This window comes from Rothia mucilaginosa (genome assembly GCF_001061665.1).
Taxonomy (GTDB): domain Bacteria; phylum Actinomycetota; class Actinomycetes; order Actinomycetales; family Micrococcaceae; genus Rothia; species Rothia mucilaginosa_A.
Genome location: NZ_JVSP01000010.1, coordinates 21,222 through 46,406, shown reverse-complemented (window position 1 = coordinate 46,406; position 25,185 = coordinate 21,222). Strand labels below are relative to the sequence as shown.

The following is a 25,185-nucleotide window of genomic DNA, read 5'->3' as shown; positions in this document are numbered from 1 at the left end:
CAGTTCACGACGAACCGACTCACGCACACCCGCATCCTCAACCGACGCCAATACAGACGCCAGAGCACGCGAGAGAATGTCCTCACGCATGAACGGTTCCACGCGGGTTGCCTGGTACACCGGCACCATAGCGCGCGAGAGCATCGGGATGAAGTTCGGCTCAGCCCAGGACGGCTCTAGGGCGATGACGCGTGCCAGGGTGGGGGAGTATTCTTCCATCCAGCGCTGGAAGTCTTCTTCGTTGGAGAAGTAGGAGCCGTCTTCTTTGAGTTCGAAGGCTTGGGGAACAGTGGTGTTGGCGGCCTTTGCTTCGTCGAGTTCTTGGGCGAAGTCGGAGACACGTTCACGCAAAGCTGCCATCTGCTTAAATTGTGCGGGAATGTCCTCATCCTGCAGGGCTGCTAGGTAGTTTTCGACTTCGCGGTGATCGGGTTCGCGTAGGGTGGTGCCGGGGGTGGGGAGGGTGGGGAACTGGTAGCCGGTTTCGGTGAGGTGGTTTGCTTTCTCTTCGCCCTTGACGGCTAGTTCGATGGCGGTGTTGAGTAGGTCCTGCTTTGTGTCGGCGTCGATGGGGTAGCGGCCGTATTGGCCGGGGGTGTACTTCTTGTACAGGTTGTGTAGGGCGATGCAGCGTAGGCGTAGGTTGTAGAGGAAGGCTTGCCAGTTGCCGATGGTGGCGAAGCCTTCGTTGATGAGGGTGATCATTTCGTCGATGGGTTCTTCGTCGGCTAGTTCGGTGGTGAGGCTGTCGAGGAGGTGGTTGATGCTTTGGGCGGTGGCGATGTCGGTGCGTAGTGCTTGGGTGAGGGCGAGGTCGTCGGGGTAGGTGATGTAGTGGCCGCCGTCGATTTGGATGAGGTCGTTGTGGGTGATCCATGCGGGGGCGGTGGGGTTGGTGTTGATCATTGGTTTTCTTTCTGTTGTGGTTGGTGGTGTGGTTGTTGTGTCCCCGTGCTGCGGTGCGGGGGGGGGTATGGGAAAAGGCACCCTTGCGGGTGCCTTGGTGCAAAATCCCATCTGAGCGCTAAGGGGCTTCTGTATATTTCACCGCGCTGCTATCCCAGTAGAGCCCATCCGGCCAACCTAGCAACTCAGGGCCGCTAGTGCTAGTTTCAAGTTTTTGATGCTCTACCAGTCTAACATTCCTAAAACCCGGCAGCCCGTGAGCCGGTCACGGCGACCGAAAAGAAAAGCCCCACCAAACCCGCGCGCGCGGCGCCCGCAGAAGTGCGGCGTAAGACACTGCACCCGCTGTCTCGCACGTACGCCCGAAAAGTGCGAGAATGGAGCGAAAAAGAAAACTACGAAAGAGACACTTTCATGCTTATTCTCGTTGTGAACGCTGGTTCTTCCTCCCTGAAGTACCAGGTGCGTGACACCTCCCTCCCCGAAGCAGAGCAGATGCTGACCTCCGGCCTGGTCGAAAACATCGGCACCGACGTGCCCAACCACGAGGTCGCATTCGACATCATGTCCGAGAAGCTTGAGCCCGTCCTGGCAGGCCGCGAGCTGCAGGCAGTCGGTCACCGCGTGGTGCAGGGTGCGGAGAAGTTTACCCACCCCACCCTGCTCACCGAGGAAGTTGTCCAGCAGATCGACGACCTCTCCCCGCTGGCACCGCTGCACAACCCCGCACACGCTCAGGGTATGCGCGCCGCAATGCACAAGTGGCCCTCCCTGCCGCAGGTTGCCATCTTCGACACCGCGTTCCACTCCACCATGCCCGAAGAAGCATGGCGCTACGCAATCCCCTACGACCTGGCTGACAAGTACAGCATCCGCCGCTACGGCTTCCACGGCACCAGCCACGAGTACGTCTCCCACGTTGCAGCCGACATGCTCGGCATCGCCCGCGACAAGTTCAACGGCATCGTGGCACACCTCGGTAACGGCGCATCCGTGACCGCGGTGAAGGACGGCAAGTCCGTCGACACCTCCATGGGCTACACCCCGCTGGCCGGCCTGATCATGGGTACCCGCTCCGGCGACATCGACCCCTCCGCACTGACCACCATCCTGGTTCGTGAGGGCATTGACGGCGCACGCCTGGACACCATCCTGAACAAGGAGTCCGGCCTGCTCGCACTGGCTGGCTCCAACGACATGCGTAAGGTCGTTGAGGCTGCACAGTCCGGCGATGAGCGCGCACAGCTCGCACTGGACATGACCTCCTACCGCCTGATGAAGTACATCGGCGGCTACAACCTGGTTGTTGGTGGCGCACAGGCTCTGATCTTCACCGCAGGTATCGGCGAGAACTCCGGCGACTTCCGCAAGCTGGTCCTGGACCGCCTCGGCCCTCTGGGCATCAAGTACAACGAGGAGGAGAATGCTAAGCGCTCCCCCGAGCCTCGCGTGATTTCCACCGAGGATTCCGCCATCAAGGTTCTGGTCATCCCCACCAACGAGGAGAAGGCCATCGCCGAGGCTACCGAGGAGCTCGTCAAGAGCCTCTAATCGCTCGAGTTTCGCGCGGTTACCGCGCGGGGTGCGTGAGGCATCCCGCACGCGGCGCGTAGAGCTTCAGCCCGCCGCAGCATCCGTTGCTAACGGGTGCTGCGGCGGGCTTTTGCGCACCCGGACGCCCAAATACGTGCGGTTTGTGAGAAAAACCGTTCTCGTATTCACCCAAGCGTGCCCAAACCCGATAGAGTGGAGTCAGACAACACTCGATACGAAGTGGACGAGATATGACTCAACCTCCTGAAAACCACCAGCCCGGCGGGCAGTTCAACGCCCAGCCCGGCCCCCAGGGGCGCCCCGCCCCGCAGGGCACGCCCCTTCCGCAGGACCTCTCCGCGGGTTGGCTGCCCGAAGATAAGCGTCAGAAGCCGGTGAGCCCCCTTCCGGAACCCAGGTTCTTTGCCTACCAGTCCATACTGCCGACGAAGGTGCTGCACGCGCTGCGTCACCCCGCCGAAATCCCGTGGCTGGTCGCCGCCTACGCGGTCACCGCGGCCGGCTACGTCGTGCTGTTCATGTCGATCATTACGCTGTTTGGCCGCATGGGCCAGTGGCTCTTCTCGTCCGGTTCGGGCGACTACACCGGCGGCACAAGCAGCCGCGTGGCAAGCAGCGTGCAGGACATCGTCATGCAGGCCGTGTCCATGCTGGTTCTGGGCCCTCTCGTGCTCTTCATCGTTCGTGCCCTCTTCTACGCCCAGCAGCGTGTGACCGGCGTGCGCATCACCCCGACCCAGTTCCCCGAGGCGTACCAGATGCTCGCCGAGGCAGCCGAGGCAGCCGGCCTGCGCCGCGTACCCGACGCGTACGTTATCAGCGGTAACGGCACCATCAACGCCTTCGCATCGGGTCACGGCTTCCGCCGCTTTATCTGCATCTACTCCGATCTGTTCGAAATCGGCGGTAAGTCCCGTGACCCGCAGGCCCTGCGCTTCATCATCGGTCACGAGGTGGGCCACATCGCGGCCGGTCACGTCAGCTACTTCCGTCTGATTTTCACCACGCTCTTCAGCCGCATCCCCATGCTGTCCAGCGCGCTGTCCCGCGCTCAGGAGTACACCGCCGATAACTTCGGCTACCGTTTCTGCCCCGAGGGTGCCGAGGGTGCCATCAAGGTCATGGCCGCCGGTAAGTACCTGAATAAGCAGGTCAACTTCGACGAGCTGGCCGACCGCGCCGTCACCGACCGCGGCCTGGCCGTCTGGTACGTGAACCTGCTGATGAGCCACCCCGTGATCACCTGGCGTGCCCACGCCCTGCGTGACCGCACCCAGCCGGGCCGCCTCTTCTGGCGCCCGACCGAGAACCCCACGGACAACGGCACCCCGCGCGTGCCCGTGCTGGTTCCCGCCTCGGAGCCCGTTGGCATGTGGCCCGACCCGATTCAGTCCACCGAGTTCATGCAGGAAAACCAGAAGACCTGGGAACCCCACAACCTCGAGACCGTGGACGTGGTACAGAAGCCCGAGGAGGACCTCGCATACCCCGAGAACACGGCCCTGTTCAGCGGATGGCAGACCGAGCAGGCTCGCGCGTTCCACGCTCAGCGTTGGGATGCGTACGCGGCCGCCGGCGGTGCACCCGCCGCGGGTGCGTCCGGCTTCGGCCAGCAGGCGGCCTCCGGCTTCGGTCAGCCCGGCCAGCAGCCTGGCCAGCAGTCCGGAACCCCGGATCAGTCCGGCGCCCAGCCCGCTTCTCAGCCCGGCCCGTTCGGGTCGGCCCCTGAGCAGCCCGGCTCCAACCGACCCGACGCCGGCCCCTCCGGCGAGGGCGGTTACGGCTTCGACCCCGGCAACAAGTAGTCCGCTAAGCCGTGAACGCGCCCGCGGGCGCTAAAGGCTCAAGAACCCGCCGAGGGCACCTCATCGTGAGAGGTGCCCCCGGCGGGTTCAGCTCTTTAACCGCAGGTCATAGAATAGGGGCTATGCTCTCATCACTGCGCTCCATCAAGCTTGACCCGCTGCTGACCATGCTCATCACCGCCGTTATTCTGGCCATTATCGTGCCGGCGCGCGGCGACTTCGCCGACTGGTTCAGCACCGGAACGAAGTTCGCGGTCGCCCTGCTGTTCTACCTGTACGGCGCTCGCCTCTCCACCGCGGAGGCCATTCGCGGCCTGACCCACTGGCGTCTGCACCTGATGATTTTGAGCTGCACGTTCGTGCTGTTCCCGCTGCTTGGCCTGGCCCTCTCGCCACTGCGTTTTGTGCTCGGTGATGGACTGTACATGGGTATTCTGTTCTTGACCTTTGTGCCCTCGACCGTGCAGGCATCCATCGCCTTCACCTCGATTGCGGGCGGTAACGTGGCGGCGGCGATTGTGAGCGCCTCCCTCTCTTCGATTGTGGGTGTGGTGGCCACGCCGCTGCTGGCCATGCTGCTGATGCACACGGACCATATTGAGTTCTCGGGCACCGTGTTTCTCGACATCGCGATTCAGCTGTTCCTGCCCTTCGTACTCGGCCAGCTCACGCGCCGCTGGGTGGGGGAGTTCGCCAAGAAGCCGACGACCAAGTGGCTGGATAAGTTCTCGGTCATGATGATTGTGTATTCGGCGTTCTCCGCTTCGGTGGTGCAGGGCGTGTGGACGCGCGTGGCGTGGTGGCAGATCGTGGTGCTCATCGTGCTGATGGCACTCATCGTGATTTTCATGCTGTGGCTGACCGACCAGTTGGCTAAGCGTCTGGGCTTCAACCGTGCCGACCGCATCACGATTCAGTTCTGCGGTTCGAAGAAGTCGCTGGCGGCCGGCCTGCCCATGGCCATCATTATTTTCGGTGCCGGGTCGCTGGGCCTGATGATGCTGCCGATCATGATTTTCCATCAGGTTCAGCTGATGATTTGCACCTGGCTTGCGGGGCGTTACGCGCGCCTGGATGTGGTGGGCGCGGCGGCCGCGCTGGAGGCTTCGAAGAAGTAGCCGGCGTCCCCCGCACGCGGTCGTCCGCTGCCCTCTCGGATAGCGTGCGGGGCGTTCACGAGGGGGGGACATGACAAAATTTTTTAAAAATAACCGACCAGTGCACTTATGTGCAATATGTGGTGTTTGTGCTGGTCAGTTGATTTTCTGTGGGGTTTGCAGGGTATTCGGCCCAAAATTCCCCTCGGAGACCCTGAACACTATCCGGTGTTGGGGGTTCGCATTAGCCAAATGGTGCTTTAGAATATTTCACTGTAGCTTCAGCGAAACCGGGTTCCACCTGCGAGTATTTACTGACGCTACGTCACATGGGCACGGTAGAGATTCACTCCCTCAACCGGCCCGGAGCACTCGCCGCGGCGGATTCACTCCCCGACCGCGCGATGACCGGAAGAGATTCACTCCCTCGTACCGGTAGACGCTCCCAAACATTCACTCAGACACAACTGGATAACTCAGCTTCACCACGCGCAGCTATAGCTCCGGCTATCCTGCGTGCTCGTCGCTGTAGTGCATCCACCCCAGAAACGAGGACACATTATCATGGCTACCATCATGAGCGTGAACGTATGCGATTCCAAGTACAACGCTGACCCCACAGGTGTACGAGACTCCACCAGCGCTATCCAGAAGGCCGTTGATGACGTCGCCGCACAGGGCGGCGGTTCCGTCGAGATCCCCGGCGGTATCTACCGAGTCTCCTACCCCTTCATCGAGATGAAGCACCGCGTCGAAATCTTCGGCCACGGTCAGGCAACCCGCATCGTCGCTTTCACCGACAAGAGCATCCCCTCCACCAAGAACGGTAGCTACGAATGTACCGGCGTGTTCCACACCGGTAGTTACACCACCCCCATGAGCGGTGGCACCAACCAGAACAAGCCCATGCGCATGGGCGTGCGCGACCTGTTCATCCGCACCAACAAGTACAACCTGCCGCTGGACTCCAAGAGCAACCAGATTTTCCTGGAGAAGCACACCCAACCCGTCGACAACGTTGCGGGCGTCATCTTCCACACCCGCATCGCGGACGCCAACCCCGGTGAGCCGGACGCAGTGCCTACCCTGTCCAACATCGAAATCTGGGACACCGCCATTGGCGTGGCCATCCTGGGCCTGGACGACCAGGGCATGAAGATTGACAAGATCCGCATCCGCCAAACCCTGCGCCAGGGCCTGCTGGTCGGCAAGCCCGTGGGTCACCCGCTGCGCGCTCGCGAGGGCGACACCCCCGGCGCGGCAGATAACAAGTTCTCCATGATTGACGTCTCCGACGCCAACATGAGCTACGGTACCTTCGCCGGCATCGAGATTTACACCTCCCAGTCGAAGTTCGAGCTGTCGACCAGCTGGTTCAACAAGCGCAACCAGGGTAAGAACGCCCTGTACGAGGTGAAGACCCGCCACGTGGGCGCCGGCTGGTTCATCCAGGGCACCCGCAACATGTTCATTGGCTGCACCGCCCAGGAGAACGCCGGCCACGGCTGGCTCGTGGAGTGGGGTAATAACCAGTTCATTGGCTGCTTGGGTGAGTCTTCCAGCTTCCAGGATGCCGTGACCGGTGCTGCTCGAGGTGATGAGGCGGCCAACTGGTACATCGGCCGTAACGCACGCGGTAGCCGCTTCGTGGCACCCCGCGCGCACAATCCCTACAGCTGGGCGAAGGCTTCGCTGTACGGCTTCTACATTGAGAACAACATTCGCGATATGCACATTACGAACGGTTCCGCTAAGGATGACCGCCTGGGCGAGAACAATATGATGGGCCGTCGCGTGCACGTGACCGGCGCTATGGGCGATAACGTGCTCATCGAGGTGGACCACATCCGTCACTCGACCTTCGCACCCAAGCAGCTGGAGAAGCGCGGCAACGGCGTGTTCATGGGCTAGTGATGGCCTCGACGTGCGAGACCGCCCCGAGGGGGCACGGGCTCGCTCTGGTGTTTCCGGACCAATAGTTCCGGGCTGATGCAGCGGCCCGGAATCGACACCAGTCGCCGCGGGGGCGAGGAGAAATCCTCGCCCCCGCGGCGTTTAAACGCCCCGTCTCATGTGCGGCCCGCCACACTTTGCGGGGGAGACGGCAAGGGAGTGGGCGGGCGCAGGGTGCCGGTCATCGCCTCCGCCGGCACAATGCGGTACCCTTGAGCAGGAGCCACTCTCGCCCCGCGCGAAAGGGCCCGCACCGCTCAACTCGCTCAGCACAGCGCACCGCCCGCGCACCCTATTCACTCAATTCAACCGCCCCGCCGCGGCCCGTATACCGGCCGCGGCACACCCTTCCCGGAAAGAATTGAGCCTCACGTGCCTGATACTCCCATGAGCATTAACGCCGTCAACTACGGCGCAGATCCCACCGGTGCCAAGGATTCCACCGCGGCCATTCAGCGAGCCGTCGACGACGTCGCCTCGCACGGCGGCGGATCCGTTGAGCTACCCCGCGGCATCTACCGCGTTTCCTACCCCTTCATCGAAATCAAGCACCGTGTCGAGGTTATCGGGCAGGGCCCCGCGACCGTCGTCATCGCCCATTCCGACCGAGCCATTCCCGCCACCAGCGACGGGTATATCGAGTACACCGGTGTGTTCCACGTGGGTAGCTACACGACCCCCGTCTACGGTGCCTACAACGCGAACAAGCCCATGCGCATGGGCGTGCGCAATCTGCACATCCGCACCAACGCTGCTAACACCCCCATCGATAGCTACCCGCTGGATGCGCACACCACCCCGCTTGACCACGTTGCCGGGGTCATTATGCACACGCACTTTACGGGTGACCAGCTCAACGAGCCGGACGTCGTGCCCGTCATCGCCGGCGTGGAGGTCTGGGATACCGCCATTGGCGTGGCCGTGCTCGGCCTGGACGACCAGGGCATGAAAATCGACGACGTGACCGTGCGCCGCACCCTCAACCAGGGCCTGCTGCTCGGCAAGCCCGTCGGCCACCGCCGCCGCGGTACCGAAGGCCTGAACTCCGGCGCGGCCGACAACAAGCTACGCGGCGTTGACGTGGCCGAAGCCAACCTCAGCGGCGGCTCCTACGCCGGTATCGAGGTGTACGCGGCCCAGTCCAAGTTCGAGAACTGCTCCAGCAATAGCAACCACCGCACCCTCGGCAAGAGCGCCCTCTACGAACCCGGCACCCGCAACGCCGGTGCGGGCTGGATTGTGCAGGGTGAGCGCAATATGTTCATTGGCTGCACCGCCCGCTCCAACGCGGGCCACGGCTGGCTCGTTGAGTGGGCCAATAACGTTTTCATCGGCTGCGCGGGTGAGGCGTCCAGCTGGGCCGGAACCGTCAGCGGTGCCGCCCGCGCCGACGAGGCGGCCAACTGGTACATCAGCCGCAATGCCCGCGGTACCCGCATGGTCGCTCCCGTCTCCTATAACCCGCCCGAGCAGGCCGCCTCGCTGTACGGCTACTACATCGAAAACAAGATTTACGACCTGCGCATTACCGACGGCGTTGCGCAGGACGAGCGGATCGGCGACGGCAATATGCTGGGTCGCCGCGTCTACGTAACCGGTGAAATGGGCGCGAACGTGGTGATTGAGGTGGAGGACCTGCGCCACACCACCTCCACGCCCGCTCAGCTTCGCGTGGAGGCGTATAACGTCATGCGCGGCTAGGGCCCGGGCGGGGGAGCCGCGCGCTAAGAGGTTGCGCGTCGGGGCGACCACTCACCAAGAATTCAATTTCATCTTGAATAAATTATCGAGATGTACTTTAACTTTATTAAAAGGGAAGGTTTAATGCTGTCGCCTGCCCGGAACCGCTCGCGCGCCGCGGGCGGCCCGGTGCCTTCCTTCGGTGTTGCACCGACCCAACCGGTTCCTTCCGGCCGGTTTCCAACCACAATGTACGAGGACCGCACCATGCTTTCGGCTTTCTCACGCTCCCTTGCACCCGCACGACCCCTGCGTCGCGTGCTCACCCTGACCGTCGCCCTCGCCCTGGGTGCCTTGCCGGTGGGCGCATCCGCAGTGGTGCCCCACCCCCAGACCGCGGTGGCCGCCGTTCAACCGCCCCGAAACAACGCTGACACCGAGTACAACACCTGCGTTGAACGCCTTGTGGGCGATGCCACCCCCACATCCGGCGTGTGGGCCGTCTGCCGCGGCTACCTCGACGAGGGCGAGTATGTCGCTCGTCGTCGCCACGATGCGACCGTCACCCGCGCCGAGCTGGTGCGCCTGCTCTACCGCATGGCCGGCTCGCCCGCTGTGAAGGACCTTCCGGCCGTCTCTCCCTACGCTGACGTGCCCGCCAGCGACCCGGACTACGCCGCCATCATCTGGGCCGCGGATGCGGGCATCACCGCTGGCTGGGACGACGGCCTCTTCCACCCCGACGACCGCGCCAGCCGCTACACCCTCTCCGCGTTCCTGTACCGTGCGGCGGGTAGCCCCGAGGGGGCTGCGACCATTCGCCGCCCGAAGCTGGCTGAGCGCGATGCGCAGCGCAAGGAAGACGCGGCCGCACGGAAGAGCCGTTTCGCCACCGAGAGCCGCTGGCTCACCCGCACTCTGGGCGAGTACCCGGCGGCCGATCGTGACGGCGACGGCGTGACGGATAAGGTAAAGCCCGGCGATCCGCTGTACTTCTCGGATGCGCTCTACATGCTTCGGGCCTACGAGAAGGCCGGCCTGAAGGTCGTCGGAACGCCCGCCGGTAACTAGGGCTGACGTTGGCTAAAATCAGCGCTGACTAGTGCATATATTCACCGCCCGCCGGTGCGACCCACCGGGTTGCGCAGGCGGGCGGTGGTGTACCGGCATGCCTCCGATACGCCCGCCCGTGAGGTGAGCTCCCCGCACCCGCTAAGCTAGAAGGCATGAAGATTGCCACCTGGAACATCAACTCAATCCGCGCCCGCGAAAACCGCGTCGAAGACTGGCTCGACGAGCGCGAGGTCGACGTGCTCGCCCTGCAAGAAACCAAAACCAAGGACGAAACCTTCCCCTTCGACCTCTTCGAATTCATGGGCTACGAGGTTGCGCACTTTGGCCTGAATCAGTGGAACGGCGTGGCAATCGCCTCCCGAGTTGGCCTCGAAGACGTGCAGCGCGGCTTCGATAACCAGCCGCACTTCGGCAAGCCCGGCGAGCCCGAAGTCCTCGAAGCCCGCGCGATTGGCGCGACCTGCGGCGGCGTGCGCGTCTGGAGCCTGTACGTGCCCAACGGCCGCGGCCTGACCGACCCGCACATGGATTACAAGCTTCGCTGGATGGAGGCGCTGCGCCAGAACGTGCACAACGAGCTGGCCGCCAACCCGCAGTCGCAGCTCGCCCTGGTTGGCGACTGGAACGTCGCCCCCGAAGATACCGACGTGTGGGACATCGACTACTTCCGTGATAACGAGCTGACCCACGTCTCCGAGCCCGAGCGCCGAGCCTTCGTCGCCCTACTCGAAGAGGGCATGGTGGACGTAGTGCGCCCGCACACCCCGGGCGAGTACACCTACTGGGACTACCAGGCGGGCCGCTTCACCAAGGATGAGGGCATGCGCATTGACTTCCAGCTGTTCTCGCCCGCGCTCGCCGCACGCGTGGAACGTGCCTGGATCGATAGGGTGGAACGCGCCGGTGAGGGCGCGAGCGACCATACGCCGGTGGTCGTGGAGATTGCCGACTAGGCCGAGTATATAGCTTTGACGGGTGCTCAACCCGGGATATTTACCGCGGGAGGCGGGGGATGCGTTCCCCCGCCTCCCGCGGTTTTGCGTCTCGGGGCGCGGTCCTCCCCCAAAGTTTCCGTGTGGCTTAGTTGAAAAGTTCGTCTATCCGAACTATTGTTAAATTCCGCCCGGGAAGACAGGCAAAAGCGCATCATGATGCCTGCGCAGACACACCGTGTCCCTATCGTCCCGGCGCGGCAAATCCCAACGCATCAACCACATACTCAAACCCGTGACTTTCAACGAAGGATGCCTCATGAACGCTCTCACCCCCGCAGGCAGCAACGCACGCCGCCTCATCCAGGCGCTCTGCGCCGCCCTCGCACTCACCCTGCTACTCGTACTCACCGGTTGCGGTAGCACCGCCAGCACCACCGACGGCGCTAAGAGCAGCAGCGGCAAGAAGACCGTGCTCACCACCTTCACCGTGCTCGCAGACATCGCCCGCAACGTGGCAGGCGACGACCTGAACGTCGAATCCCTCACCAAGCCCGGCGCAGAGATTCACGAGTACGAGCCCACCCCCTCCGACGTGAAGAAGGCGCACGCTGCCGACCTGGTGCTCGACAACGGCCTGAACCTCGAATCCTGGTTCGCCAAGTTCGTTGAAGAATCCCACGCTAAGCACGTGACCGTCTCCGAGGGGGTCACGCCCATCTCCATTACCGAGGACGCCTACGCGGGCAAGCCCAACCCCCACGCCTGGATGAGCCCCAGCAACGTGCAGAAGTACGTGGACGTCATGGTCCGCGAGTTTAGCGCCCTCGACCCGGAGCACGCCGCCGACTACAAGACCCGCGGCGAAGCCTACAAGAAGCAGCTGCAGCAGGTGCGGGACGAGCTCGTCAGCGAGATTTCCACCCTGCCCGAAAACCAGCGCGCGCTCGTCACCTGCGAGGGTGCCTTCTCCTACCTGACCTCCGACGCTGGGCTGAACGAGAAGTACATTTGGGCGGTCAACTCCGAGCAGCAGGCCACTCCCTCGCAGATTTCCTCCACCATCGACTACGTGCGCGAGAACCACGTTCCTGCCGTGTTCTGTGAATCCACCGTCTCTGACAACCCGATGCGCCAGGTGGCCGACGCGACCGGCGCCCGATTCGGCGGCGTGCTCTACGTGGACTCCCTCTCGGACTCGAACGGCCCCGTACCCACCTACCTGGACATGATCCGCTACGACGCACGTACCATCGTTGCGGGCCTCAAGGGCAACTCCTAAACCCCGAATAAACCCGGGCCAAACCCGGTATCGAAAACCCCGGGTAACCCCCAAACCCCCGATAGGATAGGAGGGGCGGTCGCCTTCTTGGTTCCGCTCCTCCCACGCCGTTAACACCCGCCCCACGCATACGGTGACCACCAGAAAGAACACAAGGAATGAGCACTCTTCTCAGCTGCGAAAATGTGCACGTGAACTACGGGCCAGTCCGCGCCCTCACCGGCGCATCCTTCACCCTGGACACCGGGCGTATCTGCGGCCTGATCGGCATGAACGGCTCCGGCAAGTCCACCCTCTTCAAAGCCATCATGGGGGTTGTGCCCGCGCACGCCGGCACCATCACCCTGGACGGGCAGGCCGTCGGCGGCAAGCGCGCCCACCGCCACCGTGCCGGAATCGTCAGCTACGTTCCGCAGAGCGAGGAGATTGACTGGACCTTCCCCATCTCGGTGCGCGAGGTCGTCAGCATGGGCCGTTACCGCAATCTCGGCATCACCCGTCGCCTGCGCGCCGCGGACCGTGCCGCCGTGGATGAGGCGCTCGCCCGCGTGGAACTGACCGACCTTGCCGACCGTCAGATTGGGGCGCTCTCGGGTGGTCAGCGTAAGCGCGCCTTCGTGGCACGCGCTATCGCCCAGGGCGCCCAGCTGCTGCTGCTGGATGAGCCTTTCGCCGGCGTGGACAAGCGCAGCGAGGCGATGCTCATTCAGGTCATCGAACAGCTGCGTGATGAGGGTGCGACCGTGCTGGTTTCCACGCACGACTTAGCGAGCCTGCGCCAGTTCGCCGACGAGGCGCTACTGCTACGCGGCGATATTCTGATGCACGATACCCCCGAGAAGGTGCTCGCCCCCGAGAACCTGGTGCGTGCCTTCGGCATGGAAGTGGACGCCGGCGCGTCGGTCGCTACCGCTGCCCCCGGTGCTGCTACCTCCGGCACTACTACGAACAGCTCTGCGGAAGGGAAGAACTAAGAATGAACATTCTGGATTTTCTGGTGGAACCGCTCACCCTGCCCTTCATGCTCCGAGCCGTGGTCGTCACCGTTATCGCCGCCGCCGTCTGCGCCCTGCTCTCCTGCTGGCTCGTGTTGCTCGGCTGGTCGCTCATAGGGGACGCCATCTCCCACGCGGTGCTGCCCGGCGTGGTGCTCGCCTACATTTTCGGCGCGCCCTTCGCCGTCGGCGCGGTGGTTGCCGCCCTCGTGGCGGTGGCCCTCATCGGCGGGGTGCAACACAGCGGCCGCGTGCGCGAGGACGCCGCCATCGGCATCGTGTTCACAACCCTCTTCGCGCTGGGCCTGGTGCTGATTTCGGTCACGCCGTCCAATACCGACCTGAACCACATCCTCTTCGGCAACGTGCTGGGCGTGTCCTGGGCAGACGTCACGCAGGTCGCCATCCTGGCGGTCCTCGTGGCGGCCATGCTGCTCATTAAGCGCCGCGACTTCGTGCTGTACGCCTTCGACCCGGGGTTTGCGCGCGCCGTTGGCCTGCGTCCGCGCCTGCTCGGCGCGCTACTGCTCGTGATGCTGGCGCTCACCTCCGTGGTGGCCCTGCAGATCGTGGGCGTGGTGCTGGTCGTGGCGATGCTGGTTATCCCCGGCTCCACGGCGCGCCTGCTCACCGACCGCTTCGTGCCCATGCTCGGCGTGAGCGTGGGGGTTTCGCTCGCGGGAACGCTGACCGGCCTGTACGCCAGCTACTACCTGGACGTCTCGCCGGGCGGTGCCGTGGTGGTCACGCAGGGGCTGCTCTTCGCGATTGCCTACGCGTTGGCCCCGCGCTACGGCCTGGTGGCGCGCCTGCGGGCTCGTCGACAGGTCGCCGAAGCCTAGCGGCCGGCACAACAGCGGGCGGGGACACTTCTCGAGTGTCCCCGCCCGCTGTTTACTATCTGCGAAGGTATGCTGGTGAGTGGTGCCCGCACCGCCCGGGAGGGGCCGCGAAGCCCGGGGTTAGCGCGCGGGGCGCGATACGAAGAGGGAGGCGGTCGCCTCCGCACCGAGCGGAATAATCGTGCTCCCGGAGACCACCGCGCCGCTCTCGTCCGTCTCGTGCAGGTTGCCGGAACCGGCACCCACCACGCTCACGTTCACCGCCTCGGAGAAGGGGGCGCCCTCCTCCACCTTGAGGCGCGCGCCGGGCACGAAGCCGTGGCCGTGCAGGTAGCGCAGCAAGCGCGGGTCCTCGTCATTGATGCGTTCGAGCATGACCGTCTCGCCCGGTTCGCACTGGCTCAGCGGCACGGTCTGCGGAAAACTAATATGCCCCGAAGAGTCCGGAATCGGGTCGCCGTGCGGATCGCGGGTCGGGTGCCCCAGCAGGGTGTCGATGCGGTCCACCATGAAGTCGGATACCGCGTGTTCGAGAACTTCCGCCTCGTCGTGCACGCGGTCCCAGGTGTAGCCGAGCGTCTCAACGAGGAAGGTTTCGATGAGGCGGTGGCGGCGAATCATGGCCAGGGCGTAGGCGCGCCCAATCTCGGTGAGCTCGATGGCGCCGTAGGGCTGATGCTCGATCAGGTCGGCGGCGGCGAGGCGCTTGAGGCCGTCAGATACCGAAGAAATGCGCAGGCCCATGCGTTCTGCCAGGGCGGATGCGGTGGCAGGGGTTTTGGTCCATTCTTCGAGGCGCCAGATTTCCTTGAGGTAGTTCTGGGTGCTGACGGAAAGTTCTGAAAGAGGCATAAAGATAAGTTTACCTTTTCTGCGGTTTTGCCTGCCGGGGCGGTCCGCCGGGTCTGAAGAATAGCCCGAAAATACAAAATCCCGCCCGGCCGTGAACCATCATGGCGAGACGGGATGCGCGGGATGCGCCGGCACCGCGTGTTCGGGCGGGCCGGCGTCCCGGGGCTTACCGAGGCTTAGGCGGCGCGGCGGTGCGTGCGCTCGATGCGGGTCATCAGTTCGATGAGCGCGCCGCGGGCGGCCTGCTCTTCGTGCCAGAGGGAACGGACGAGGGTGCGGCTGACCGCCTGGGTGGTGATTCCCAGGGCGGTTGCGGCGGCCTTCTGCTGGCCGCGCACACCGGGTACGAGCAGGTTCACGACGCGCCACTCGGCGTCGGTGCGGTCGGCGCAGACGCGGTAGAGCAGGCGTGCGGAACCGGTGGCCAGCTCGGCGAGGTGGTGGTTGTCCGCGCTGATGCTGATGCAGCGGACGGGGGCGCCTCCCTGCGCCTCCTCGATGGCCAGGCGCGAGAATTCGAGGGCGTCACCGGTGCAGTCGGTGGTGCTGACGGCGCCGAGCGCCCCGGCGAAGCGGGGGATGTTGAGCTCGCCGATTCCGATGCCCACCCAGAAGCCGTTATCGCGGGCGGCCATCAGTGCCGCGTGCAGTGCATCGCTGGCCCGGTCGAAGGCACCCTGAATCTCGTCAGGGTAGGTCTGGGCGAAGGCAACACGCGGGTTGAGTTTGGCGAGTTCGTCCGACAGTGCAGTGAGTGAGTGCTGTGCGGAACGTTGGATGAAAGTAAGAACGAACACCCTCTTATTATGCCGTAAAACCTTCAACGCCCAGCGTAAGGTTCGGCGTAATACCGGCAACACTCAAAACCCCTAAAATACGCATTGATAAGGGTAATTATTGAAACGTTACACCGCATGTAAAAATCATTGAAAGGATGTAGAACACCCCCGAAAAGAAAATAATTTTCATGCAAGTGCACGTTGAATTATTCGCTTTCGGGGGCGTTGAGTGGAGTTGATAGACGGCGCTACCACGGAACTACTGTGCGTTCGTTACCTGCGAGATATGAGGCAGCTGACGCAGTGGCTTCTGGAACACCATCACCACCAGCGACAGGAAAATGAACACCGCGTAGAACAGTGCCGTGTACGTAATACCCCAATCAACAATGAGGAACCCTGCCAGCAGAACAGCCAGCGGGGTCAGCGCCATGTTCGGGATGCCCTGCACCGAGTGCACTCGACCGATCATGTGCTCCGGGGTGGATGCGTTAATGTACGCAATGATGCTCGAATTGAAGGAGGGGAGCACAATACCCGCCAGCACAATCAGCAGGCACACCGCCCACAGCATCGAATGAACCACCGGCAGCAACAGGTAGCACGCCGACATGATGGCCAGGGAGGTGATACCGAGCGGGCCGAGCGCAAACTTCTCGGTCAGCGGGCCGACCAGGAACGAACCGAGCAGCACGCCCACGCCGAAGGCGCTCGCAAAGATGCCAATGAAGAGCGGGTGTGCGCCCTCCAGGGTGTAGTAGTAGATGAAGGTGAGCGGAATACCGACCGTTCCAAAGTTCGCAAGCGTTGAAACGAACGCGATGGACACCAGCACCTTGTTCTTCAGGATGTACTCAAAACCGGCTTTTGAGTCCTGCCAGAAGCTGGTTTTCTCGTTCTCCTCCTCTTCCGCGGGCTGCCGACTAGCGCCGTAGCTCTTGGGTGCGACGATGAACGCCAGCAGGTTGACGACCGCATGAACTGCGGTCATGAGCACGGTCGAGAAACCGATAATGATGCCGGCGACCGGGCCGCCCAGCAGGTTAGCGGTGGATTCGCGCGTCTCACCCATGCCGGAGGCGTACCCCAGGTGTTCCTTGGGGACTACGCGGGTGATGATGGACTGCTCGCTCGGGTAGTCGAAGGTTGAAATGATGGCGGCGAGAGAAATCGTGATCACCAAAACGTAAATATTGGTGACATTGAAAACGAGGTAGAGAAGAATCGCAACCCAGGACAGCGACTGGCCGATACAGGACAGCGCCAGGCACTTCGAGGGGCCGATTCTATCAACCCATGTTCCGGATATCGCCCCGGCGCAGGTGGCGAGAACACCCGCGACGAAGAGGGTGATACTCGCAGCTTCGGGGGAGCCGGTCAGCGCCAAAATAATGATGGGCGTGGTGATATAGCTCATCGAGTCTGAGAGCTGGTTGGCTCCAATGGCGAAAAGGGTATTTCGAAAATCTCTATTCTTGAGTAACTCGGTGTTGACACTCATGGGGGACCTCCACGATGGGGTTGGGTGTCGCGCGGCGTGCAATCCGTCGTGCGTAGTTCATTGTGCGCAATTCGTAGCGCGCAATCGTATGAGTGAATACCCCGACAGCCGGCTGTGCCTGCCTGTATTCGTCTGTTTTCGCTTGTGCCCGCCGGTCATCACGGGGTGGTTGAGGATGCACTGGGCGGCTCATCGGGAGCCACCCCCGCACAAGAAGTGTGTCGCGCGATACTTTAGATTCTATAAGAGACGTTAATCATATACATGAACACTGGTTGAAAAACTTCCCTTATTTTGAGTATTGACATTAGAGTTAGTTTGACTATAATTCATTCTTGGTGCTTCCACCCAACAACCTCGGCTGAACCTCAGCTAAACCCGATTGCGGACACACCAAAGACGCCCGCAACGCAGCGGGCGGGGGAGTGTAGAAGAGCGCAGAATAAGGGCCGCACTAGGCGCTACTCCACCAGGCCCGCGAAGCCCGACAGAGCCAGCACCTCCTCAACATCCTGCGGCACCGAACGCGCCACCCACGGCGAATGCACCAACACCGCCTGCCACTGACCGCGCGACACCGCCACATTCAAACGATTCGGCGACAGCACAAACCCGGCACCGCGCCCAGAATCAACCCGCGACGACGCCAACGACACCAACACCACCGCAGCCTCCTGACCCTGGAACTTATCCACCGTGCCCACACGCACGCCAGCACCCGAAGAATCCGCCAAACCAGCAGCAACCAGCGCCTCACGCACACAATCAACCTGCGCGTTATACGCCGCCACCACAATGCAATCCTCCGCCGCCAACGGGCGCGGCTCAGCACCAGCCGCCGGAACCCACTCACGACCCAACAACTCGCGCACGCAATCCACCACCGCCTGCGCCTCCTGCACAGAACGCACCGAACAACCCGCATGCTCCACCGGATACGACACCACACCCGGCGCAACACCCCGCAAGACGCGACCAGCCGTAGCCGCCGCGCTCGCCAACGCGCCATCATACGACAGCCACGAAACCCGCTCGCACAACGCCGAATCCATGCGCCACGACTCGCCCAAGAAATAGCCAAAACGAGGGTCCAGCGCCGCCGCCCCATCAGACAACCAGCCCAGTGCCGAAACATCCACCGGGTACGGGTGCACACCCGTCGACACCTGCGGCAACTGCTGCGGATCACCCAACAGCAGCACCGAACGCGCCGCACGAGCCGCCGCCACCGTATTCGTCAGAGAGAACTGGCCCGCCTCATCAACCACCAGAACATCCAGCGACCCGACAGGCACGCGACGCTCACTCACGTAATCCCACACCGTGCCGCCAAACAGCAGGCCGCCCACACCAGAAATCAGCTCCACCAGCTCAGAATCAGACACCTCAGACCACGGGGCGTCCGGAGTCACCGACTTACCGCGCAGACGCACCGCGCGGGAGGCATCAAAACCCCCGCGGGCGCAGCACGCCGACATGAGATTCTCAATCACCGCGTGCGACTGAGCCACCACGCCCACCTTCGCGCCCTCCGCCACGAGGCGCGCAATCACGTGCGAGGCGAGGAAGGTCTTACCCGCACCCGGAGGGCCCTGAACCGCCACATAGGAGCGGTCGAGGGCGCGAACCGCCGCGTGCACGGCATCCACCGTGGGTAGGGCAGAACCCGGAAAATCAACCTTACGAGGTAGATTTTCTGTATTTTTGGCGTTCGAGGCGCCCTTCTTCAGGCGCGGTGCGCGGCGGAACAGCAAATCCGCGGAGGCGCTCTTCACCCCCGTCAGCGAAGCCGCCGCCTCGACCACGCTCGGCAGGGTGCGGGACGAGGAGGGAGCATCGGAGGGCTCGGAATCCTCGCCGGGCACGGGGTCGCTGGGCATGAGAGCGCCGTCGAACAGCAGCCCGTGCACATCGGCCTGCAGGGCCGCCTCAATCGTCGCCGTAGACACCGGATCGCCCGGACCAATACCCGAAGGCAGGGCACCGTGCGGCTCATCCTTCACGCGGATGCGCTCCTGCAGAAGCACCTCCAGGAACTCGCCGGCCGGCTCTTCGGAGCCTTCGGGCTCGGCACCGAAACCGCCCTGCGCCACCGCCAGCACACGCATGCCAAAGAAACCCGTCGCCGCCAACTCAGCGGGCACACGCTCACCCGGATTCGACGCACGGAAATAATTCAGCTGCGACTCCATACGGTCCAGCGCAATCTGCGGGCTCAACCCCGCCTCATACGCACAAAACACCGCACGGTCAGAGGGTGCAATCACCAGGCTCGGGTCGGCCTCAATTCGCGCGCGCAACAGGCGTACCTGCGCGCCGCGCACACGATACCAGCCGGGGGCGTCCGGCACCTCGGTGGGCTCCTTCATGGCGGCGGCGAACGCCTCCTCCTCGGCGGGGGTGCTCAGAAGAGCATGCGCATGCTCCGCCGAAAGCACCTGCACCCGATCAAGGTACGCGTAATCGCGGCTCGCCACCCATGCCGTCGGGCCGTCCTCCAGGCGGCGAATGTGCTCACGCCAGAACGGGGCACGCTCGCGGCGGTGATAGTTCGTCATGGATAGCAGCATCGCCGCCTCAAGCTCACCGGCACCCCAGCCGTGCTCCGCCGCGTGCTCTTCGAGGGAGGCGAGCTGGGCATCCAGCAGGCACTGCAGGCGGTACTGTTCGCTGTCGTTCTCCACCGCGGCGGGCACCTGGTACATGACCGGGTACTCCTCAGTTTCGGGATTCTCGGCGGTATCTTCGGCAGTGTCTTCAACGGCGTCTTCGGTGACGAGCTCCGGGGCGTCGGTCGCAAGAGCCAGGGAAGCCGCCGCGTTCAGGCACGCCGGGCACTCGTCGCAGGTCAGAAAATGCGGGATGCGCTCGGCAAGTTCCGCCGGTTCCGTGCCCTCGTTCAGCGCCTGGGTGAGCAGGAGGAGTCGCTGCTCCTGCAGGCGAATCAGCGGCAGAATACGCACCGAATCAACCCGGTGAGGTTGAGGAACGAGGGAGTGGTGCTCGGTGGGCCCAGTATGTTCAGCGGACTCCGATTCGGACCCCGCGCTGTACTCATTCGCGCCGTACTCATCCATGCCGTGCTCCAGGTCGAGGCGCACCGCGTTCTCGGCGCTCTTGGCGACCCCGGCGGCCAGCAGGTGCGCCGCCAGGGCACCGCGCAGCAACGCCCGATGCGCCGCCTCACCCAGGTGCGGGGTGCAGATAATTCGTGCGGTATTGCCCTCGGCGGTGCTGTCCGCGGGTGCGCCGTTCGTGACTGCGTACTCCAGGCGGTCGAGCTCCACCGTGTAGGTCAGCCCCGCCGCGGAGGTTGCCGCCAGGGGCACCGGGCGCGCCTTACCGCCCGCATGCTCACCGGTGACCACCCCACTGCCGACCATTCCGCCCTCGGTCAGTACTCGCAGGCACTCGCGGTATGCCTCACGGGCGCGCTCGGACTTCTCGGGGGCCGGGCGCGCAGTCTGCTTCTGTGCACGTTCCTGAAGCTCGGCGTAGAGCCGCAGCTCGCAGGCGGAGGTTGCGGTCAGATCAGCGAGGGTGAAGGTAAGGTCCATGGTGACTTTTCTGCTGGAGAAGAGAGAAACAAGGCGGGTGTGAAACCTTGCCGGGTGAGCGGGCGCGAACCCCTGTTGGAGGGTTATGAGCATCCCGAGTCGGCCCCTCGCCCTGAGAGGTTGATTTTCGGGTTTCACGTGAAACACTACAAAAAATCAACCTACACGGGATGATTTAGGGGGATTTCGGGGTCGTTTAGACGCACCCGCTAGGAGGCAGCACCCGCCGCGGGTGCCTCAGAAGCCGGGGCGCTCGCCCCTTCAGAGGTGGGTGCCGAAGCCGTCGCAGGCGCGGGGGTTGAAGTCGTCGCAGAGGCCCCCGCAGAAGCATCGGCAGACGCACTCGGCGCGCTCGAACGGTCCGCAATCGCGGCGGCCGCAGCGTCCACGTGCTCCTTTGCCGCGGGCAGGGCCTCCGCCCCGCCCAGGTCGTTCAGAATAATTGCAAAGATCAGGCGCGTGCCGTCCGGGCGGGTCGCCACGCCGCACAGCGAGGACACCGTGTAGAGGGTGCCCGTCTTGGCGCGCACAAAGCCGCGCGCGTGCACCGAATTCGCCGCCGTAAAACGATCGGCCAGGGTTCCGCTGTCGCCCGCGACCGGGAACGTGCTCATCAGCTGCTCCGCATGCTCATCAGCATTCAGCAGAGCCACAACCTGCACGAGGGTTCGGGGGGTCACGCGGTCGGTCAACGACATGCCGCACACGTCGGCCTGCACCAGGTTTTCCACGGTCACGCCGGCATCCACGAGCGTCTGGCGCACGGTCTGCTGGGCGGCCTCGGCGCTACCCTCCCTGCCCGCGGCGATGGCGGCGTAGCGTCCCAGAACCTCGGCCAGGGCGTTATCGGATTCGAGCATCATGTGCTGCGCCTGCGCGAACAGGGTGGCCGACTCCACCGACCCCACCTCGGTCGCCCCGGTGGGCGCGGTCGCGCGCTCGGCCAGGGTGAAGCTCAGGCCCGACTCCTTGCCGGCTGTGTTGAGCGCATCCACGAACGCCTGCTGGGCGGCCACGGCGGCGTCCTCCGGGCGTACCGGGTTGCTTGCGGTCGACTTGCCCGGCACCGTGTGCGATTCGAGCGCAATCGGGTGGATGGGGGTAATCTGCCCGCTGGACACGTCGCCCTCCTCCCAGCCGGGGTTGACGCTCGGGCCGGTGAAGAGCGCGGTGTCCAGGTAGACGGGCATGGCGCTGGTCGGCTTATCGCCCGCGGCAACGGCCTTGACCGTCTGCTCGGCAAGGGTGGCCAGGCCGGCCCGCCCCACGACCTGCTTCGGGTCGGAGGCCCCCGCACCCAGCAGCGAGTCGCCTCCGGCCACGAGGTACAGCGCATCGCCCTGGCGCACCGCGCGGGTGGTCAGGCGGGCCTGCAGGTTGGCGTGACGGCTCAGGGTGAAGAAGGTCAGAATCTTGACGGTGGAGGCGGGCACGCGCGCGGTGTCGGCGTTGGCGGCGTAGAGGTCGCCCGGCGCGGTGGTCGCGCCCGTACCGGTGAGGCCGCCGTCCAGGCCGGTCACGAGGATGCTGTACTGCGGGTAGGTGCCGTCGGCAAATAGCTTGTCGAGGCTGGCGCGCAGGCGCTCGGCATCCTCTGCGTTCAGTGCGGGTGCGAGGCTCGGGGTGGCGCTTGCGGAGGCGGTAGCCGGCTCGCTGGCGGTGCCGGATGCGCTTCCCGAGGGGCTTGTAGAACCCTCGGGACGCTTCTGCTCCACGGCCGCCGACCCGCAGGCGGTCAGCAGGAACATGCCGCCGAGGGTGAGGGCGGCGCGGCGGGTGAGGGTTCGGCCGGCGTGAGGGCGGCCGGGGGTCTGTGCGTGAGGATTGAAGGAGGGCATCCTTCGAGCATAGCGGCAGGGCGCGCCGGGTATCGAATTGGGGCGTTACCTACGCCGCCCCGTTTTGCCCCCGTAATACGCGGTTTCGGCACGTGCGAACGGGTTACAATGGGTGAGTTCAACACCTAGCTTTCGCACCCGTGCGCCGATGTCGCCGCGAAAGTGACCTTAACTCACGAGAAAGAAGGTTCCGATGGAACTCGACGTCACTATTGAAATCCCCCGCGGCTCCCGCGTGAAGTACGAAGTGGACCACGAGACCGGCCGCCTGCGCCTGGATCGCGTGCTGTTCACCTCCATGCAGTACCCCACCGCTTACGGTTACTTCGAGAACACCCTGGGTGAGGACGGCGACCCGCTGGACGCCATGCTGATTCTGGATGTTGACGTGGTTCCCGGCGTGCTGGTTGAGGCTCGCCCCGTTGCAGTGTTCAACATGACCGACGAGGCCGGCGGCGACGCTAAGGTTCTGTGCGTTCCCACCGACAAGCGCTACGACCACATCAAGTCCCTGGCTGATGTTCCCGAGCAGCTGAAGGCTGAGATCCAGCACTTCTTCGAGCGTTACAAGGACCTGGAGCCCGGCAAGTGGGTTAAGGGCGAGGGCTGGGAAGACCTGGATGCTGCCGAGAAGATGGTCCAGGAGGCTATCGACCGTTTCGCAGCTGAGGGTCACTAAGCTGCCGCGTCGTTAGGCGCATTAGGTTTTTGGAAGGGGCGTGTTCCCAGCGTCTGGTTCGTGCGAGTTTTCGTGCGTGCTGGAGGCGGTGGGCACGCCCCTTTTACTGTGTTCCTTGGCTGTGTTTGGGGGTGTCGGAAGGGCATATGTAACCGAACTATTCTTCGGAAAATAGCCTCAGAGCACCTCCAAGAGTGCTAATATGGGCATATTACGAAGAATAGTTCGTATAATCTGAGGTTCTGCAGTGGTGAGGAGGAAACCCCTATGACATTCGACGCAACGGGGTTCGCACAAGAATTTGGTGCGCAGGTTCGTGCCGTCCGCAAGTACGAAAAAATCACCCAAATGGAGTTGGCGTGGATGGTCGGGCTCAGCGATAAAACAATCCGCGATATTGAGCGTGGGCTACCCGGCCCGTCAATTGGTGCGGTCCTCAAAGTCGCCCAAGAGCTCGGCATCGAGCTGGCCATCACCAACCCCCTCACCTAACCCCTCCCGCACACTGCGATAGAAAACAGAACCTGGAGAAAAGCCATGACAGATGAACTTATGGCAGATGTCTATAAAGATGGTGTTCTCGCCGCATATTTGAGGCGAGACGCCAACGGGCTGATTCATTTCACCTACCGAGCAGAATATGATGGTCCGGCGGTTGCTACGAGCCTGCCTTTGGGCACGGAATATACTGCAGAATCAATTCCTCCTTTCTTTCAGAATCTTCTGCCCGAAGGATATAGGCTCGACGTCGTTAGTTCCGAGAAGAAAATCAGTAAAAACAACACTCTGGGCTTATTGCTGGTCATTGGTTCTGACGTTCCAGGTGACGTACAAATTATTGAGCACGGACGGGAACTGTACACCGCTCCTGCCGCATTGGTGAACACCCCTGAGGTTGTTTCCTTTGCAGAACTTATGGGCACGGTTGACCGTCGAGGATTGCCTGGCGTTCAAGAAAAGCTGAGTGCCGTCATGAAAACCCTGCCCGTGCATTGGAAGGGCGCTGGCTACGATGCGCTTCTGAAAATCAGCCCGCAACGCATGCCCGGGCTCGTGGAAAACGAAGCTGCGCATCTCACGGCGGCCGCACTCATGGGGATTCCTGTAGCTCAGCATGAGCTTGTCTATGATCGAGACGGCGTATCAGGTTTGATGGTTTCTCGATTCGACAGAACACCCTCCGGGGGACGCATCGCTATGGAGGATGGCACACAGATTTTGGGTGTTCCTTCGGGTGAGAAATACACGGAAGATAATCCTGCTGTGACAATAGAGGGTGTCATTCAAGCAATGGTGAAGCTTGCTGCTTCCCCTGCTATTGCCCGCAGGAATCTTTACATGCATTTTCTCTACGCTTGGCTGACCGGCAATGGGGACCTGCACGCAAAAAATATCTCGCTCCTCAAGGGACGCCGTGGATGGGAAGTAGCTCCTATCTACGACATCCCCTGTTCGCTCGTGCACATTAAATCTCTATCTATGGCGCTTAGCGTCAATGGAAAAGATAATTCGAATCCCGGTGACGGTTCGCCGCCCGAAGATTGGAAGATTACTGTTGACGATTGGCTTGCCCTCGCAGAGACTATCGGTCTTCCGCCTAAGGTGCAGAAAGACGCTCTAACTCGTGCTCTCAAAGCGGCTCGAGCAGTTCGCTGGCCCACAGACCGAGCCGCCCCGGGATATGTTTTCAACTCGAATGCCTCACCGTTTAAGGCCATGCAGAAAGAGTTGGAACGCCGCCAGGACGAGTTTGAAGAGTACCTTCATACGCGCTCCTAAGGCTCCTGACTTCTTGAGCCTTCGTTATTTCTAAATTCTCCTCGTGAAGTATCTATCTACATAGACACTTCGCAATTTCT

The 25,185-nt window shown here is 63.0% G+C and carries 19 protein-coding genes; 13 read left to right on the top strand and 6 right to left on the bottom strand.

What is annotated here, in order from left to right:
• A partial coding sequence (locus tag ADJ95_RS05925) for a hypothetical protein (RefSeq protein ID WP_049333518.1) occupies nt 1-906 on the bottom strand: 906 nt, incomplete at its 3' end.
• A gap of 414 nt (nt 907-1,320) precedes the next feature.
• Here ADJ95_RS05925 and ADJ95_RS05920 point away from each other — a divergent pair.
• The 10 genes from ADJ95_RS05920 (at nt 1,321) to ADJ95_RS05875 (ending at nt 14,120) form a co-directional block, all read left to right on the top strand.
• Nucleotides 1,321-2,457: an acetate/propionate family kinase gene (locus tag ADJ95_RS05920; RefSeq protein ID WP_049333516.1), complete on the top strand. Its 1,137-nt coding sequence runs from the start codon at nt 1,321-1,323 to the stop codon at nt 2,455-2,457.
• Nucleotides 2,458-2,690: 233 nt separating this feature from the next.
• Nucleotides 2,691-4,265 carry a M48 family metallopeptidase gene (locus tag ADJ95_RS05915; protein WP_049333514.1) on the top strand — a complete coding sequence of 525 codons (1,575 nt, stop codon included), beginning with the start codon at nt 2,691-2,693 and terminating at the stop codon, nt 4,263-4,265.
• Nucleotides 4,266-4,387: 122 nt separating this feature from the next.
• Complete coding sequence (locus ADJ95_RS05910) at nt 4,388-5,383, top strand: bile acid:sodium symporter family protein (RefSeq protein WP_049333512.1); 996 nt, start codon at nt 4,388-4,390, stop codon at nt 5,381-5,383.
• A gap of 543 nt (nt 5,384-5,926) precedes the next feature.
• Nucleotides 5,927-7,273 (top strand): glycosyl hydrolase family 28-related protein, encoded by a 1,347-nt coding sequence (locus ADJ95_RS05905; RefSeq protein ID WP_049333510.1) that lies wholly within the window; start codon nt 5,927-5,929, stop codon nt 7,271-7,273.
• A gap of 414 nt (nt 7,274-7,687) precedes the next feature.
• Nucleotides 7,688-9,016 (top strand): glycosyl hydrolase family 28-related protein, encoded by a 1,329-nt coding sequence (locus tag ADJ95_RS05900; protein WP_049333508.1) that lies wholly within the window; start codon nt 7,688-7,690, stop codon nt 9,014-9,016.
• 246 nt (nt 9,017-9,262) lie between these two features.
• Nucleotides 9,263-10,066, top strand: coding sequence for an S-layer homology domain-containing protein (locus tag ADJ95_RS05895; protein WP_049333523.1), 804 nt, complete (start codon nt 9,263-9,265; stop codon nt 10,064-10,066).
• A gap of 155 nt (nt 10,067-10,221) precedes the next feature.
• Nucleotides 10,222-11,022 carry an exodeoxyribonuclease III gene (locus tag ADJ95_RS05890; protein WP_049333506.1) on the top strand — a complete coding sequence of 267 codons (801 nt, stop codon included), beginning with the start codon at nt 10,222-10,224 and terminating at the stop codon, nt 11,020-11,022.
• Between the two features lie 298 nt (nt 11,023-11,320).
• Entirely contained in the window at nt 11,321-12,283 is a 963-nt protein-coding gene (locus ADJ95_RS05885) for a metal ABC transporter substrate-binding protein (protein WP_049333504.1), read from the top strand.
• Between the two features lie 158 nt (nt 12,284-12,441).
• Nucleotides 12,442-13,257 (top strand): metal ABC transporter ATP-binding protein, encoded by an 816-nt coding sequence (locus tag ADJ95_RS05880; RefSeq protein WP_049333502.1) that lies wholly within the window; start codon nt 12,442-12,444, stop codon nt 13,255-13,257.
• 2 nt (nt 13,258-13,259) lie between these two features.
• Entirely contained in the window at nt 13,260-14,120 is an 861-nt protein-coding gene (locus ADJ95_RS05875) for a metal ABC transporter permease (RefSeq protein WP_049333500.1), read from the top strand.
• A gap of 120 nt (nt 14,121-14,240) precedes the next feature.
• On the opposite strand, the gene ADJ95_RS05870 is transcribed toward ADJ95_RS05875, so the two are convergent.
• From ADJ95_RS05870 to dacB, 5 genes are all read right to left on the bottom strand, one after another.
• On the bottom strand, nt 14,241-14,972 hold the full coding sequence (locus tag ADJ95_RS05870) for a metal-dependent transcriptional regulator (RefSeq protein ID WP_049333498.1): 732 nt from the start codon (nt 14,970-14,972) through the stop codon (nt 14,241-14,243).
• 176 nt (nt 14,973-15,148) lie between these two features.
• Nucleotides 15,149-15,769 carry a recombinase RecJ gene (locus ADJ95_RS05865; protein WP_239662801.1) on the bottom strand — a complete coding sequence of 207 codons (621 nt, stop codon included), beginning with the start codon at nt 15,767-15,769 and terminating at the stop codon, nt 15,149-15,151.
• Between the two features lie 241 nt (nt 15,770-16,010).
• Nucleotides 16,011-17,252: an MFS transporter gene (locus ADJ95_RS05860; protein WP_049333494.1), complete on the bottom strand. Its 1,242-nt coding sequence runs from the start codon at nt 17,250-17,252 to the stop codon at nt 16,011-16,013.
• 461 nt (nt 17,253-17,713) lie between these two features.
• Nucleotides 17,714-20,809, bottom strand: a complete 3,096-nt coding sequence (locus tag ADJ95_RS05855; protein ID WP_049333492.1) for a DEAD/DEAH box helicase — start codon at nt 20,807-20,809, stop codon at nt 17,714-17,716.
• A gap of 209 nt (nt 20,810-21,018) precedes the next feature.
• Nucleotides 21,019-22,647: a D-alanyl-D-alanine carboxypeptidase/D-alanyl-D-alanine endopeptidase gene (gene dacB / locus ADJ95_RS05850; RefSeq protein ID WP_049333490.1), complete on the bottom strand. Its 1,629-nt coding sequence runs from the start codon at nt 22,645-22,647 to the stop codon at nt 21,019-21,021.
• Nucleotides 22,648-22,840: 193 nt separating this feature from the next.
• On the opposite strand from dacB, the gene ppa reads away from it, so the two are divergent.
• From ppa to ADJ95_RS05835, 3 genes are all read left to right on the top strand, one after another.
• On the top strand, nt 22,841-23,326 hold the full coding sequence (ppa, locus tag ADJ95_RS05845; protein WP_049333488.1) for an inorganic diphosphatase: 486 nt from the start codon (nt 22,841-22,843) through the stop codon (nt 23,324-23,326).
• A gap of 267 nt (nt 23,327-23,593) precedes the next feature.
• Complete coding sequence (locus ADJ95_RS05840) at nt 23,594-23,818, top strand: helix-turn-helix domain-containing protein (protein ID WP_049333486.1); 225 nt, start codon at nt 23,594-23,596, stop codon at nt 23,816-23,818.
• Nucleotides 23,819-23,863: 45 nt separating this feature from the next.
• Nucleotides 23,864-25,105, top strand: a complete 1,242-nt coding sequence (locus ADJ95_RS05835) for a type II toxin-antitoxin system HipA family toxin (protein ID WP_049333485.1) — start codon at nt 23,864-23,866, stop codon at nt 25,103-25,105.
• Nucleotides 25,106-25,185 lie beyond the last annotated feature (80 nt).

Coding starts and splice junctions, on each gene's coding strand:
- ADJ95_RS05920 (WP_049333516.1), top strand. CDS start 1,321: ATGCTTATTCTCGTTGTGAACGCTGGTTCTTCCTCCCTGAAGTACCAG.
- ADJ95_RS05915 (WP_049333514.1), top strand. CDS start 2,691: ATGACTCAACCTCCTGAAAACCACCAGCCCGGCGGGCAGTTCAACGCC.
- ADJ95_RS05910 (WP_049333512.1), top strand. CDS start 4,388: ATGCTCTCATCACTGCGCTCCATCAAGCTTGACCCGCTGCTGACCATG.
- ADJ95_RS05905 (WP_049333510.1), top strand. CDS start 5,927: ATGGCTACCATCATGAGCGTGAACGTATGCGATTCCAAGTACAACGCT.
- ADJ95_RS05895 (WP_049333523.1), top strand. CDS start 9,263: ATGCTTTCGGCTTTCTCACGCTCCCTTGCACCCGCACGACCCCTGCGT.
- ADJ95_RS05890 (WP_049333506.1), top strand. CDS start 10,222: ATGAAGATTGCCACCTGGAACATCAACTCAATCCGCGCCCGCGAAAAC.
- ADJ95_RS05885 (WP_049333504.1), top strand. CDS start 11,321: ATGAACGCTCTCACCCCCGCAGGCAGCAACGCACGCCGCCTCATCCAG.
- ADJ95_RS05880 (WP_049333502.1), top strand. CDS start 12,442: ATGAGCACTCTTCTCAGCTGCGAAAATGTGCACGTGAACTACGGGCCA.
- ADJ95_RS05875 (WP_049333500.1), top strand. CDS start 13,260: ATGAACATTCTGGATTTTCTGGTGGAACCGCTCACCCTGCCCTTCATG.
- ADJ95_RS05870 (WP_049333498.1), bottom strand. CDS start 14,972: ATGCCTCTTTCAGAACTTTCCGTCAGCACCCAGAACTACCTCAAGGAA.
- ADJ95_RS05860 (WP_049333494.1), bottom strand. CDS start 17,252: ATGAGTGTCAACACCGAGTTACTCAAGAATAGAGATTTTCGAAATACC.
- ADJ95_RS05855 (WP_049333492.1), bottom strand. CDS start 20,809: ATGGACCTTACCTTCACCCTCGCTGATCTGACCGCAACCTCCGCCTGC.
- dacB (WP_049333490.1), bottom strand. CDS start 22,647: ATGCCCTCCTTCAATCCTCACGCACAGACCCCCGGCCGCCCTCACGCC.
- ppa (WP_049333488.1), top strand. CDS start 22,841: ATGGAACTCGACGTCACTATTGAAATCCCCCGCGGCTCCCGCGTGAAG.
- ADJ95_RS05840 (WP_049333486.1), top strand. CDS start 23,594: ATGACATTCGACGCAACGGGGTTCGCACAAGAATTTGGTGCGCAGGTT.
- ADJ95_RS05835 (WP_049333485.1), top strand. CDS start 23,864: ATGACAGATGAACTTATGGCAGATGTCTATAAAGATGGTGTTCTCGCC.